This window comes from Candidatus Flexifilum breve (genome assembly GCF_016713355.1).
The window spans coordinates 1,016,238-1,030,035 of the sequence record NZ_JADJPI010000035.1; the positions used below are offsets into that span (position 1 = coordinate 1,016,238).

Annotated in this window: 14 protein-coding genes and 1 pseudogene; 2 read left to right on the plus strand and 13 right to left on the minus strand. The window is 60.3% G+C overall.

Going from position 1 to position 13,798, the window contains the following annotated elements:
- Window positions 1-18 precede the first annotated feature (18 nt).
- Entirely contained in the window at window positions 19-1,245 is a 1,227-nt protein-coding gene (locus IPK17_RS27325; protein WP_343420864.1) for a glycoside hydrolase family 2 protein, read from the plus strand.
- Between the two features lie 83 nt (window positions 1,246-1,328).
- Entirely contained in the window at window positions 1,329-2,726 is a 1,398-nt protein-coding gene (uxaC, locus tag IPK17_RS27330) for a glucuronate isomerase (RefSeq protein WP_343420865.1), read from the plus strand.
- 248 nt (window positions 2,727-2,974) lie between these two features.
- Here uxaC and IPK17_RS27335 read toward each other — a convergent pair whose 3' ends face one another.
- The 13 genes and pseudogenes from IPK17_RS27335 to IPK17_RS27395 all read right to left on the minus strand — a co-directional run bounded on the left by IPK17_RS27335 (window position 2,975) and on the right by IPK17_RS27395 (window position 13,796).
- Window positions 2,975-3,961 carry a sugar ABC transporter permease gene (locus tag IPK17_RS27335; protein ID WP_343420866.1) on the minus strand — a complete coding sequence of 329 codons (987 nt, stop codon included), beginning with the start codon at window positions 3,959-3,961 and terminating at the stop codon, window positions 2,975-2,977.
- On the minus strand, window positions 3,958-5,070 hold the full coding sequence (locus IPK17_RS27340) for a carbohydrate ABC transporter permease (RefSeq protein ID WP_343420867.1): 1,113 nt from the start codon (window positions 5,068-5,070) through the stop codon (window positions 3,958-3,960). Before IPK17_RS27340 ends, IPK17_RS27335 begins: the two co-directional genes overlap by 4 nt.
- A 76-nt stretch (window positions 5,071-5,146) precedes the next feature.
- On the minus strand, window positions 5,147-6,373 hold the full coding sequence (locus IPK17_RS27345; protein WP_343420868.1) for an extracellular solute-binding protein: 1,227 nt from the start codon (window positions 6,371-6,373) through the stop codon (window positions 5,147-5,149).
- A 242-nt stretch (window positions 6,374-6,615) separates the two neighbouring features.
- Window positions 6,616-7,638 (minus strand): LacI family DNA-binding transcriptional regulator, encoded by a 1,023-nt coding sequence (locus IPK17_RS27350; protein ID WP_343420869.1) that lies wholly within the window; start codon window positions 7,636-7,638, stop codon window positions 6,616-6,618.
- Window positions 7,639-7,842: 204 nt separating this feature from the next.
- A complete protein-coding gene (locus IPK17_RS27355) occupies window positions 7,843-8,247 on the minus strand; it encodes a hypothetical protein (protein ID WP_343420870.1) in 405 nt (134 codons plus the stop codon).
- Window positions 8,248-8,435: 188 nt separating this feature from the next.
- A complete protein-coding gene (locus tag IPK17_RS27360; protein WP_343420871.1) occupies window positions 8,436-9,443 on the minus strand; it encodes a DUF2059 domain-containing protein in 1,008 nt (335 codons plus the stop codon).
- 122 nt (window positions 9,444-9,565) lie between these two features.
- Complete coding sequence (locus tag IPK17_RS27365; protein WP_343420872.1) at window positions 9,566-9,904, minus strand: SH3 domain-containing protein; 339 nt, start codon at window positions 9,902-9,904, stop codon at window positions 9,566-9,568.
- 52 nt (window positions 9,905-9,956) lie between these two features.
- Window positions 9,957-10,277 (minus strand): hypothetical protein, encoded by a 321-nt coding sequence (locus IPK17_RS27370; RefSeq protein ID WP_343420873.1) that lies wholly within the window; start codon window positions 10,275-10,277, stop codon window positions 9,957-9,959.
- A complete protein-coding gene (locus IPK17_RS27375) occupies window positions 10,256-10,498 on the minus strand; it encodes a hypothetical protein (protein ID WP_343420874.1) in 243 nt (80 codons plus the stop codon). The genes IPK17_RS27370 and IPK17_RS27375 overlap by 22 nt, the downstream gene beginning before the upstream one ends.
- Window positions 10,499-10,519: 21 nt before the next feature.
- A complete protein-coding gene (locus IPK17_RS27380) occupies window positions 10,520-11,038 on the minus strand; it encodes an ABC transporter permease (RefSeq protein WP_343421511.1) in 519 nt (172 codons plus the stop codon).
- Window positions 11,021-11,731 (minus strand): annotated as a pseudogene (locus IPK17_RS27385) (ABC transporter permease); the annotation flags it as partial. The gene IPK17_RS27380 and the pseudogene IPK17_RS27385, both read right to left, overlap by 18 nt.
- Complete coding sequence (locus IPK17_RS27390) at window positions 11,728-12,960, minus strand: ABC transporter permease (protein ID WP_343420875.1); 1,233 nt, start codon at window positions 12,958-12,960, stop codon at window positions 11,728-11,730. The pseudogene IPK17_RS27385 and the gene IPK17_RS27390, both read right to left, overlap by 4 nt.
- The gene (locus tag IPK17_RS27395; RefSeq protein ID WP_343421512.1) at window positions 12,960-13,796 is read right to left on the minus strand and encodes an ABC transporter ATP-binding protein; all 837 of its coding nucleotides are present in this window, start codon (window positions 13,794-13,796) and stop codon (window positions 12,960-12,962) included. The genes IPK17_RS27390 and IPK17_RS27395 overlap by 1 nt, the downstream gene beginning before the upstream one ends.
- Window positions 13,797-13,798 lie beyond the last annotated feature (2 nt).

The window sequence follows — 13,798 nt, forward strand, 5'->3', positions numbered from 1 at the left end:
CGCAATCACCCGTCACTGGTGATCTGGTGCGGTGGCAACGAACTCACGACTGCGGACAACACACCGCTCGATGCTCGACATCCGCTGCTCGGTGCGCTCGGTGCGACCGTCGCCCGCCTCGATCCGGATCGCGTTTGGCTGCCCACCTCGCCCACCGGGCGCGTTTTCATGAACTCACTGGAGAATATCGTCCGCGACCCAACCAGCCTACATGATGTGCATGGTCCGTGGGAATATCAGGGTGTGCGCGCGCAGTACGATCTCTACAACCACAGCACATCGCTGCTGCACAGCGAATTCGGCGTCGAGGGGGTGACCAACCTCGCCACGCTCAACCGCACGATTGCGCCCGAACATCAACTGCCGCCTACGCTGGATAACCTGTACTGGCAGCACCTCGGCGCCTGGTGGAATCAAACGCGCACATGGACGGCGACCTGGGGTGAAATCGCCGACGTGCCGACGCTGGTCCGCGCGACGCAGTTCACACAAGCGGAAGGGTTGCGCTATGCCATCGAAGCGGATCAGCGGCGCAAATACCAGAACAGCGGCACGCTTCCGTGGCAGTTCAACGAACCCTACCCCAATGCGACTTGTACCGCCGCCGTCGACTACTATGGGATCGCTAAACCTGCCTACTATGCGGTCGCTCGTGCCTATGCCCCGATCCATGTCTCCGCCCGCTTTGCGACCATGGCATGGGGGAAGAGTTCGACGTTCTCCGCGCAGGTCTGGGTCAACAACGCCTATGAACGCGCTTATGCCGAGGTCGAACTGCGCGTGCGGCTGCACTCGGTGCGCGGTACCGTGATCCACGAATGGGTCAGCTCAGTGGCATGGACGGCAAACAGCGCGCAGCAGATTTTCGCGCTCGCGCACCCGCTCGTCGATGTCACCGAGGTCTTCTTTCTCGACCTGCGCTTGACGGACTCAGACGGCAGCGTGATTGCCCAAAATCGCTACCCGTTCACGCGGAGCGACACGCTCGCGCCGCTGCTTAATCTTCCGTCGACTGGCGTCTACATGCAGCAAACCGATGTCAAAGGTATGGCGACCCTCACGCTCGCCAACAGCGGCGAAGCGGTCGCGTTCGGCCTGTGGCTGGAAGATGAAGTCGGTAGTCACTACACGCAGTTCAGCGACAATTACCTGTATCTGCTGCCCGGCGAAACGGCGACCATCACCGCGCGGTGCAGTGATGGCACGCGCCCCGTCATTCGCATCACGACGGGCATCGCCCAGTGAGCAGCAGTGGCGTGAACGGCGGATAACTGCGCCAAACGTTATACTTGCGGTCAGGTTGAACTTATACCTCTGGATGCCTAAACATGTCTGACCTGTACCGCTATTTCGCGCCCGAGCACAAAACCCTCGCCTTTGAGCTGTACGCGCCGGTCAGCGCTCTCCCGCTGATTTGCCCGCACGGGCATGTCGATCCGCGCTTGCTCGCCGACCCCGACTATCAATTCGGCTCCCCCGTCGATTTGCTCATCATCCCCGACCACTACATCTTCCGCATGTTGTATTCGCAGGGGATACGGCTGGAGGCACTGGGCATTCCACGCGCGGATGGCGGCGCGATCGCAACCGATCATCGGAAAATCTGGCAGTTGGTATGCGATCACTGGCACTTGTTCCGCGGCACACCGACCGGAGTGTGGCTGCGCGACGAACTGCGCGACGTCTTCGGCGTCGAGGCGAAGATCAACGGGGCGAACGCGCAAACGATTTATGACGCCGTGAGCGCTAAACTGGAGCAGCCGGAATTTCGACCACGCGCGCTCTTCCAACGCTTCAAGATCGAAGTGCTGGCAACGACTGACGCCCCCACCGATTCGCTGCAATATCATCAGGCGATTCGCGACTCGGGCTGGACCGGGCGGGTGATCCCGACCTTCCGCCCCGACGCCGTGGTGAACATCGGCACACCCGGTTGGCGCAAAACCATCGATGCGCTCACGGAGATGTCTGGCGTCACCGTGACCGACTATAAGAGCTACATCACCGCGCTGGAAAAGCGGCGCTGGTTCTTCAAGTCAATGGGCGCGACGGCGACCGATCACGCGGCGGTGAGTGCCTACACTGAAATCCTGAGCGACGGTGCGGCGCATGCGCTCTTCGACCGGGCGCTCAAGGGCACAGCGGATGAACGGGATGCCATGCGCTTCACGGGTCACATGCTGTGTGAAATGGCGCGCATGAGCCTCGAAGACGGCCTCGTCATGCAGCTCCACGTCGGCAGCCGCCGTGATCACAACCCAGCGCTGTACGAGGGCTTCGGCGCGAACATGGGCGCGGACATCCCGACGGCGACCGAATGGACGTATGCCCTCAAGCCGCTGCTTGACCGCTTCGGCAATGATCCGCGCCTCACCGTGGTGCTGTTCACACTGGACGAAACGACCTACAGCCGCGAACTCGCCCCGCTGGCGGGGCACTACCCGATTTTGCGCCTCGGCCCGCCGTGGTGGTTCTTCGACAGCTTCAACGGCATGCGCCGCTATTTCGACAATGTCATCGAAACGGCAGGCATCTACAACACAGCAGGTTTCAACGACGATACCCGCGCCTACCCGTCGATTCCAGCACGGCATGATCTGTGGCGGCGGCACGCGGCTGATTGGCTGGCGGGGATGGTGTCCCGCGGCTTTATCGACATGGACGATGCCCGGGACATGATGACCGCGCTGGCCTACGGTCTCGCCAAACAAACCTATAAGCTGTAGAACTCTATCAATTGTGTGCCTCTTTCATGAGCCTCGCCTGACGGCTCACCCTGTCAGCGGACGCGATAAATCGCGTCCCTACGCAAACTAACTCGGTTGATCGGGCGCTGTTGGCTCCCCTCCCTGAATTCGGAGAGGGGCTGGGGGTGGGAGGCGACTCTCTCCAAAGACTTGCGCGACAGGCCCGGAAAACAAAAACGCTCTCGGCATGAGAGCGTTTTTGTTTTCCCGTTGAAAAATTTTTCCGGTTAGCCCTTGACGCTGCCGAGCGTCAGGCCGGAGATCAGGTACTTCGACTGCCACATGAACAGCAGCAGCACGGGCAGCGTCACCAACACTGACCCGGCGGCGTACTTGCCCCAGTCCGTGTTGAACGTGCCGATCAGTTCGTTCAGGCCGAGCGGCCACGTCATGACGCTGTTGGCCTGCAAAATCACCTTTGCGACGATGAATTCTGACCACGACGCGAGGAAGTTGAACAGGAACACAATCGAGAGCGCGGGTGTGGACAGCGGCAGGATGATGCGCCAGAACGCTTGCAGGCGTTCGCAGCCATCGACCATCGCTGCTTCTTCCAAGTCCGGCGGAATGGTGTCGTAGTAGCCCTTCAGAATCCAGATGCTGAACGGCACAGCGGTCGACGTATACGCCAGCACGAGGCCAATGATGTTATTGGTCAGGTTCAACTGCGCGACGATCACAAAGATCGGGATGAGCAGCATGGAGGCGGGCAGCATCTGCGTGGTGAGCAGGAAAATCAGCATGGGGCGGCGACCGGGGAAGCGCCAGCGGCTGAAGGCATACGCGCCCGTTGCGGCAATGGCGATGCCGATCAGCGACACAGTGACGGTGATCGCGAGGCTGTTGAACATCCAGCGCAAAAACTCTTCTTCGGTGAACAACTGCACGAAGCTGTTGAAATTCGCACCGGGTGGAATGATATCCAGTGAGCGTGAGAGCAGACCACTCGTCGGGCGCAGCGAAATGCTGATGACGCGCAGCACGGGGTACACCGAGATGATCGAGTAGAACACGAGAATGCCGTGATACGGCTTCCACACCAGCAGCCCCAACCACAGACCCACCAGCAGGTAAGCGATGGCAAAGCCGTTCAGCAGCGTGAGCACTAGTCCGCCCGCTGCCAGCGCGATCGCGACAATTTGCCGCACGCGCGTCACCGTGCTCACGGGTTCCTGGTATTGACGAGCAGGACTTACAGCAGCATTGGCGCTCATCGGTCGTAAATCTCCTTCAAACCACCGCTGGTCGTAATCCAGATCAACGCGAACAAGAACAGGATGATGAATATGATGATCGAGAAGGCGGCGGCGAACCCGAGTTCTTGCGTAGCGGCCGGACCGAAGGCAGCGTTATACAGGGCGGAAACCAGAATATTGGTACTCTCTTGCGGCCCGCCACCCGTGATCAGGAAGATGATGTCGAGCTTGTTGAACGTCCAGATCACGTCGAGCGTCACCGCGGGGATGACAATCGGTTTGAGCAAGGGCATCGTGATTCTGTTGAAGCGCTGCCAGGCACTCGCGCCATCCATCGATGCAGCTTCGTAGTATTCACCGGGGATACTTTGCATTCCACCGAGCAGCATCACCATGTAGAACGGCACGCCGAGCCAGATGTTGACGAACACCACGGCGATGAACGCGGCCGTCGGTTCGTCCAACCAGCTCACGGGCTGCCCCCCCAACGCGGTGATTAAGGCGTTGACGAAACCATACTGGGCATGGAATTCCTGCCTCCATGTTAACCCGACGATGACCGCGGGAATCGCCCAGGGGATGACAATCAGAGATCGGTACAGCCCCTTGAACCGGATCTTCTGGTTCATAATTAAAGCTAGGCCGATACCTATGCTGAAGTGGAAGATCACATTCGTGACCGTCCAGAGAACCGTGCGGGCAAACAGGATCGGAAACGTCGAATCAGCGGTGCGGAGCAGGCGTCCCCAACCGACAATTTCGCCATCACGCTGCCGGACGAACACGTCGGAGAAGTTTTTGACAGCATAGTCGACACCATAGGTGTGATCGAGTTCACATTCCCCGATGGCGACCGGGCTGTAACACGGGAACGTGCTGCGCTTGAGGTCGGAGAACGCCAGTGCGACATTGAACACCAGCGGATAGATCATGAACACGACGAGCGCGATAATGGCCGGGGCGAGCAGCGTATACGGTAGGGCGTGCTTGGACTTCACCACCTTCGTGAGAAACTGGTACAGAGCAACTTCCAGCACCACAATCCCGAGGATCACGCCGATCAGTAAGGGAACTAATTGCCCCAACGTATTGAGAACAATATCGACAGATAAACCGCTGAATTCCATAAGTACGTCTCCTAGTACACACAGGGCGGGATCATCTGACCCCGCCCTGTGATGTCTTTACGGCAAGCGGTACAGCTTACGAATCGAGGCAGTCCTCAGCGGAGATCTGCGCTTCCATGGCGGCATCTTCCGCCGTCATGCTGTCGCTCATCACGCCTTCGAGGCTCGGGCGGACGCTGTCCCACATGCAGCGCAGCGTCGGGTCGGCGGGCATACCCACACCGGTCGACAGCGCTTCGTTCGAGGCGGCGAGAATCGGGTTGGTTTCGGCATCAACCGTCACAGCGGCGATGGCGGGCAGGCGGCCCGTGCCGAGCGCGTAGGCTTCAACCGAAGTGGGGTCCGTGGTCAGCCACGTCGCGAACGCGACAGCCGCGTCCAACTGCGCGCCTTCGACGGTCACGGGGATGCTCAGGAACTTACCAGCGGTGAACGGCTGCGGACGCGAACCATTCGGCAGTTCCGGCCACGGCGCGAGGCCGAGGTTTTCCGCGCCGAGCGCCGGCGAGGATTCGACGTTGCTGTATTCGGCGATGGCCCAGTCACCATTGATGATCATGGCGACGCTACCTTCTTTGAAGAGGTCGTTCGCGCACGCATAGTCGCATTCCTGCGGCACAGCTTCGGAGACGAACTTCAGGTCATGGACGAACTGGTAGGCGTTCACCCACGCTTCGCTGTCCAGAACCATGCTGCCATCTTCCGCGTAGGTGCTGCCACCGAAACCGTGCACGAAGGGCAGGAACCAGAACGGTTCGTTGAGGTTGTAGGCAAAGCCTTGGACTTCCGGATTCGCCGCTTCGATTTCGGCGGCGGTCGCGATCAGTTCATCCCACGTCTGGGGAGCTTCGGCGACGAGGCTCTTGTTGTACATCAACATGAGGTGGTTGCCCGCGTTCGTGGGCACGCCATAGGTCACGCCACCGATTTGCGCCGCGCCAAGGTTGTACGGATACATGGACGTATCGAACAGTTCGTCCAGCGGCTGGAGCAGGCCAGCGTCGACGAACACGCCGATGGCATCGTTCGGGCCGAGGATGAGATCCGGCAGGCCGGAACCAGCGAGACCGGCGGTCAGGATGTCGTTACGCAGAACTTCGGTTTCCTTCTGGACGATTTCAATGGTCGCGCCGGGGGCATTTTCCGCCGCCCACGCTTCGAACTGCGCCTGCAGCACGACGTTGTTTTCGTCGCCGTCTTGGCTCCACACCACCAGATTGACCGCATCCTGCGCGGCCACCGCGCTCACCGTACCGAGAGCGAGGACAAACAACATAACGAACACGAGGAATCTACGATTCATGAAAACCAATCTCCTTGAAAGGCGAATGCTAACCAAATGGACGACAAGACCGAATTACTCTTTACCGATACGCCTCCTAGACTACTATGAGCAGCAGGCTCTCAACCGGGCGAGTAGCTATGGTGCATGTCGAGTCGACACTCGGCATAACCATCCTGCTTAACCTTACATTCCCAGCGCTTAGTTTCAAGCGCGTTAGAACCAAAACATGAGAAGCGTCATGGGTTTAGGTGATCTTCGGACTAACTAGTACCTGCACCACATGACTGCCGCACCATCAGCTTCCCTGCAATTGTGGTGGACTCTGCGGGTTCACCCGCGATCAACTGCATCAACGTTTTCACGAGCACCCGAGCGCCCGTCGACTGGACTTCCTGACTCACCGTGGTCAACGGCAGGCCGAAATGCATCCCCAAACTGATGTTGTCGAAGCCGATCACAGCGACATCCTGCGGCACACGCCGCCCGGCCTGCCCCAACGCTTGAATTGCGGCCAGCGCCACCACATCGCTGTGCGCCGCGAACAACGCATCAATCTGCGGCGCCTGGTCGAGAATTTGCCGCGCGGCGCAGTAGGCCGAATTGGCGTCAAATTCCGTGAAGACGACGAGCGCCGGGTCGTAGTTCAGGCCAGCAGCGGATAACGCTTGACAGTAGCCGCGGTAGCGCAGGTACGACTCGGTGTTGTTCGCTCCAAACGTGCCGACGATGATGCCGATGCGCCGCCGCCCTAACTGGATGAGATGTTCGACCGCCTGCCGAGCCAGATCGGTATTGTCGACGCCCACCGTGACGTACTGCTGTTCCGCCAGTCGATTGCCCCACACCACGAGCGGAACGAGGCCGGAAACTTCATTCAGCAGGCGGGGGTCATTCCCGTGGCCAAGCATCAGGTAGCCATCCACCAGACCGGAATTCCACAACTGCGGGTTGATAATGCGCTCCTGGAGCAGCAGTAAATTGCACTCATACTGCCGCAGTTCCAAACCCACCGCTCCGACAAATTCCAACACGAACGGGTTGGAGAGTGTCGCGGCGTCGTTGGCTTCAATGGGTAAGACCAAGCCGATCACATTGGTCTTTCTCAAGCGCAGATTGCGCGCGCCGAGATGCGGATGATAGTTATGCTGCCGAGCCAACGCCTTAATGCTGCGTTTGACGGGGTCGCTGATTTGCGGGCTGTCGGTGAGCGCCCGCGAGACGGTGGAGGTCGAAACGCCCGCGAGTTTGGCAATGTCAGCTAAGGTAATCTTCGAATTCGGCATCAAGAATATAGCTTCGCAATCGATTGCGTTGATTCTAAGCTTAACGCCTTCCGCAAACGCCTGTCAAGGAGAGTCTTTGTATAGTTTGCACACACAACCGGATTTTCTTATATTTCTGGAGTGTTGCTTGCGCAACAAATAAAAACCCGGCCATTATCAGGGGAATAATGGCCGGGTTACAGCGAGGCTGCTGCTGGGAGGGAGCTAGAAGGCTTGCGTCCAGTTGTAGGTGTAGCCCGCGCCAGTGAGGGTCAGGCTGCCGTCTGCTTCGAGGATCAGCGTGTAACCATTCGCCGCGGCCACGACCGCGCTGCCCGCCGAGTTATCCGCCGCCTGAAGCTGCGCCGCGCTCACATCCAACACCTTTTCGACGTGATCTTCATAGGTGATGCCCCAGAATTCGAGGCGTTCCAGCACGCCCATGTTGATGTCGTCGGCATACGGATAGCTGTAGTCGGCGAAGATGGCGACCGGGCTGGCGATATCGAACTTGTTGATGCGACCGTCTTCAATCGTCGGCAGCACGACTTCATCATCGGCGTACGCGGCGACCGCGAAGGACATCAGCAGCAGGGCGAGAACAGCGAGAATGGTGAGATTGCGTTTCATGGTAGGTGTTGCTCCTTGTCTGAATTCGAACTTGTCCTAAGCATAGGCCGCCGCTGTGAGGAACTTAGGTAGACAATGTGGAGTCTGGTCGAGGGAGCGTAAACTTTCTGTAAACTGAGTCAGGCATAAAAACACCCGTGATCGATTCGACCACGGGTATTCGATAACCAGATGTTTTTCCCCGGAAACTACGCGCCGATCTGCGGCGCGTTGATGCTTACCGGCTGGTTGAAGGCCGAGAAATCGGTGATGCTGGTGACCGTCGATACAACGCTGCTGCCGTCCCGCGCGGTCAAAGCCGTTTCGATCACACTGTAAATGCGATGCACGAAGCCGTCATCAGCGCCGATGTAAACGGCAATCGTCACGATGACATTCGCCGAGTCCAATGCCTGATCAAAGCTGGGGCGCTGTCCATCGCTCGGCGGTGTACCCTGTCCATCCGTCGGCGGAGTCTGACCATCTGGGGGAACGCCGCTCCCATCACCTGATCCCTGTGACGGCTGACCACCCCCAAAGCCGCCGCCAAACCCGCCACCGAAGCCATTGCCGCGCAGAAGTGCGCTAGCCTCACTGTCGATCACCGCTTGCGCGTCAAGGTTGATCTGGTAGACGTGCATCGTCTGACCATCGATGATGTCATCGGGCAGCGCGGCCATCGCCGCGATACTGGTCGCGCTCATCGGCAGCAGCAGCGCACCGAGTGCCTGCCCCGACAAGTTGGCGGTCGACCCCAGCATCGGGAAACCTGCGGTCTGATCGGTACCGTCCGCGCTGACTTCGATCCAGCCCTGCGGTGCGGTCGCCTGATCCGTTTGGCCGCGCATCTGTCCCATTTGCGCCTCGTCGAGGTTGACATACGTCACACCATCGAGGACCACATACTGAATGGCGTTCTGCATCTGGTTATCGCCCACTTGCAGCACCGTCGATGTTGAGCCGGAGAGATTCCACGATCCATCCGCCGCCACCGCCACATCCCATGCCGACTGCCCCTGCTGACTACCGCCGCCAAACCCGGCATCGCCGCTTTGTTCGGTCAGGCTTTGCGCTGCGACATGCAGACTGGTGCTAGCGCGGGTTTGCTCAAACGCCTGCACCACGGTATCCACCAGCGTCGGGTCACTCTGCGCGTGCGCCGCGCTGAAGACGCCGAGTACCAAGATCACGACTGCTATCAGTGACAACCGTTTCATTCGCGAGTCCTTTCTCATCCTAAAGAGTGCTTCCATGTTCCAGTGCGTTGTTCGATCCGCGCCTAGAGGCCGACTTACAGGAAATCCATCTCTCCACGCCTGATCTCATCGTTAATCGCCAGTCAACGCGATACACGCGGTGGCGGCGAAACATACTCCCCACTCACCCACCCCGTCTGCCCGGCATAGTCCACACGCCACCAACCGTCGGTGTTGACTTCGTAAGCTGTGAGCGTGGTCGAGAACGGAATGGTTGTCAGCAGCGCGGCATCGGCGCTCGGTTCCGCGCGCAGGTTCAGGTTGTAGATCGTGAGCAAAGCGCAGCTTGGTCCGGTCGTGGGTACGGCGGTCGCCTGCACCAGCGGCGTCGCCGTGACCACCAGCGTCGGCGTGATGGTCGGCAGCACCGCTTGCCGCGCCGGGACACGGGTCGGCACTTCAGTCGCAGTGGCTTGCGGCACGGCGGCGGGCTCCGCTTCCTGCGTGCTCTCAGCAGAGAGACCGGATGGCGCTTCAAACCCCGCCGGCGCTGCAAAGCCCGCTGGCGCTGCCGGGAACGCGCTCGCCGCAGCGGTGCGCTTGATCGATCACGTCCGCGGCTGCCGCATCAGTGCTGCCCGCCGCTCCTCGACCCTGTCCAAACGCGGGGAATCCATCCGCGGCAGCGGTTGCCACGCTGACCGTCGCATTCGGGATCAGCGTGAGAATCGTCGGCGTGACCACCAGCCCGAGCGCGATCAAGGCGCTCACGCCTAAGTTCAGCAACCCGTACGACCGCGTGACTTTGCGCCCCGCGCTGCGTAGTTCGCGGATCAACAGCACGAGGCCAAACACAAGCTGATTGCCGCGCTGCTGACGATGATCAGCGTGAGCAAATCGGGCAGCGTTTGTCGCGCCGTCCCCCACGCGAAAACCCCCACGGGGATGAGGACGGCGAGATACGCCAGCAGCACGCCGACGAAGTTCGCTTGCGGGTGCTTGCGCAGCGTCTGCACAATCGAGTAAAGCACGTAGGGCAGCGGCACAAAGCCTGCTATCAGCATCAGTTGTTCCATGATTTACCACCACTTTCCGCGCTATTCATAGCGCAGCGCATCAATCGGGTTGAGGCTGGCGGCGCGGCTCGCCGGGTAGACGCCGAAAAACACACCGACGCTCACCGAAATGCCGACTGCCAGCGCAATACTGGAGGCTTGCACGACGACCGGCAGGCTGTCCACCAGTGCTGAAATCAGCAGTGAGCCACCCACCGCCAACAGAATGCCGAGCAGGCCGCCGAACAGCGCCATGACGACCGCCTCGGTCAGAAACTGAAAGACAATATCACCGCGCTGCGCACCGACCGCCTTGCGCAAGCCGATTTCACGCGTGCGCTCGTTGACCGTCACCAGCATGATGTTCATCACGCCGATGCCGCCAACCACCAGCGAAATCCCCGCCAGCACGCCGAGGAACACGGTCAGCGTTTCGATGGTCGTGGACAGCGAGTCGATGATGGTCGTCGCCGTAAAGAGGCGGAAATCCTCGTCAGCACTCGATGTAATATTGCGTTCTTCGCGGATGATGCGCGTGGCCTGTTCAATTGCGGCATCCACCTGCTCGTTATCGACCGCCTTAATCTGGATCATGTTGATCACCGCGTCGCCCGTCAGGCTGCGCGCCGCGTTGAGGCGCGTCTGGGAGGTCGTCAGCGGCACAACGATTAGGTCGTCGTTCTCGCCGCCGGTGTCATCCAGCACGCCGATCACCTGAAAGAACACCTGCCGCACCCGGATCTGCTGCCCGATGGGGTTGGCGCTCTCGAACAGGTTCTCCGCCGTGTCCACGCCGATGATGGCGACCCGCGCACTATCTTCGAGTTCCGCCAGCGTGAACATGCGCCCACTGCTGATCGAGCGGTCATTAACATCAAGGTACTCGGCGGTCGCCCCGGTGACGGAAATGTTGTCCTCAACGGCGTTGTACACGACCGCGTAGCTGCCGCTGGTGGTGGGCATGGCATACGCAATCGCCGGAGCCCGGCTGTCGTCGGCCAGCGCGTCCGCCAGTGACTGCGTGAGCGGCTTGGTCGAACTGCTGCCCGTCAGCTACAGACGGATGAGGCTTGCGCCGAGCCCTTCAAACTGCGAGGTGATGCTCGACTGCACGGCCTGCCCCAGCGAGAGCAGCAGCACGACGGACGTGATGCCGATGATGATGCCAAGCATGGTCAGCATGGTGCGCAGCTTATTGCCCAGCAGTTGATTGAGGGCGATGCGAACGTTTTCCAGAATGGGAGTGAACATCATTCGAACCTCAACGCCTTAATCGGGCTCATCTTCGCGGCACGGTTGGCCGGGAACAACCCGAAGAATATGCCGATGCCGCTGCTGACGCTCGTCGCCAGCAAAATCACATCCGGGCTGAGGCTGAAGGTCACGCCGGACAGGAAATTCGGTGCGATCTGCAAAATCCCCCAACTGACCGCGACCCCGCCCGCGCCACCGAGGAGCGAGAGCAGGATACTTTCGAACAGAAACTGGCTGAGAATGTCGCCATGCTGCGCGCCGACCGCTTTGCGCAAACCGATCTCCTGCGTGCGTTCGGAGACCGACACAAGCATGATGTTCATCACGCCGATACCGCCGACCAGCAGCGAGATGGCCGCGATACCGCTCAGGAAGATGGTCAGCGTGCCGAGCACCGCCGTGCGCGACTCCGCGATGGTTTCGGCGCTCGTCACGTCAAAATCCGCTTCATCTGCATCGGCAATGCCATGCTTATCCAACAGGTAGGCTTCAATCTGCGTCTGCGCGGCATCCATCGACGCGTCTTCACTCACCTGCGCGTAGATCGTCGAGACGGTGTAGCCCTCCCCCGCGACGCGGGCATTGGCCAGCCGCGCCTGCGCCGTCGAAATCGGCACGAGAATTTCGTTGTTCGGGTCGCTGCGCGTGGCCGTGCGTTCTTCCATCACGCCGACAATCACGAACGCCAGGTCGTTGATGCGGATGGTCTGCCCGACCGGGTTGTAGGTCGCATCGCCAAACAAGTCTTCGACGACCGTTGTGCCCAGCAGCGCGATCTGCGCCTGCGCGTCAATATCTTGCTGCGTGAACAGACTGCCCAGACTCGGCAGCCAGTCCTGCACGGCGAAGTAGCTGCCGGTCACGCCGCGCACCGTCACGCTGACGCTGGTGTAGCCGTCGACGACCGTGCCGTTGACCGAGTAGTCTGCCGCGACCTGATTCACATCCGGCGCGACGGTGTCACCCGCCAGCTTTTCCACGTCGACCATCGTCAGCGGATTCGTCGCCTGAAAGAACCCGCGCATCGGCGGCGATCCGCGCACCGTCAGCAGATCCGCGCCCAGCCCTTCAAACTGCGACGCGACGTAATCCTGCACACCGCGCCCCAGGCTCATCAGGCTGACCACCGCGCCCACGCCGATGATGATGCCGAGCATCGTCAGCAGTGCGCGCGTGCGGTTGAGCAGCAGGCTCACCACAGCGATACGGAAGCTTTCGAAGAAGCGCATCAGGTGTACTCCTCCGCCTTGCCGCTGTAGTACGTCTCCTGAAAGATCGATTGGAGCTCATGCGCTTCCGACGGTCGCTCGTCCACACCAGCGACCAGCGGCTGCCCGACTTTTTGATCGGCCACAATGCGCCCATCGCGGATCATGACGACGCGCTTGGTATGCCGCGCGATCCACGGGTCATGCGTCACAAAGATCGTGGTGATGCCCTGCTCGTTATTCATCCGCTGGAAGATCTGCATGACTTCCGTGCCGCTGCGCGAGTCGAGGTTGCCCGTCGGCTCGTCGGCCAGGATGATCGCCGGGTTAGTGACCAATGCCCGCGCAATCGCCACGCGCTGCTGCTGCCCGCCGGAGAGTTCGCTTGGTAAGTGATGTAGGCGCTGACCGAGACCAACCGATTCGAGCGCGGCCTGCGCCCGCCCCTTGCGATCCCGCGTATTCGCGTAGATCAGCGGCAGTTCCACCTGCCGCAACGCCGAAGTGCGCTTGAGCAGATTGAAGTTCTGGAAGACAAAGCCGATCTTGCGGTTACGGATCTTCGCCAGCGCCGTCGCGCTCAGCCGCGCGATGTCTTCCCCATCGAGGAAGTATTCGCCGCTCGTCGGCGAGTCGAGCGCGCCGAGGATGTTCATCAGCGTGCTTTTACCCGACCCCGACGGCCCCATGATGGAGAGAAACTCGCCTTTGTGCACGTCGAGCGAAATGCCCTTGAGCACTTGCAGCTTCTCTTCGCCCATCTGATATTCCTTGGTGATCTCGCGAATGGAGATCACCGGTTTGTCAACTTCGGGTTCGTGTGCCCCGTTGCCATTGGTGCGCTTGAACAGTTTCATCA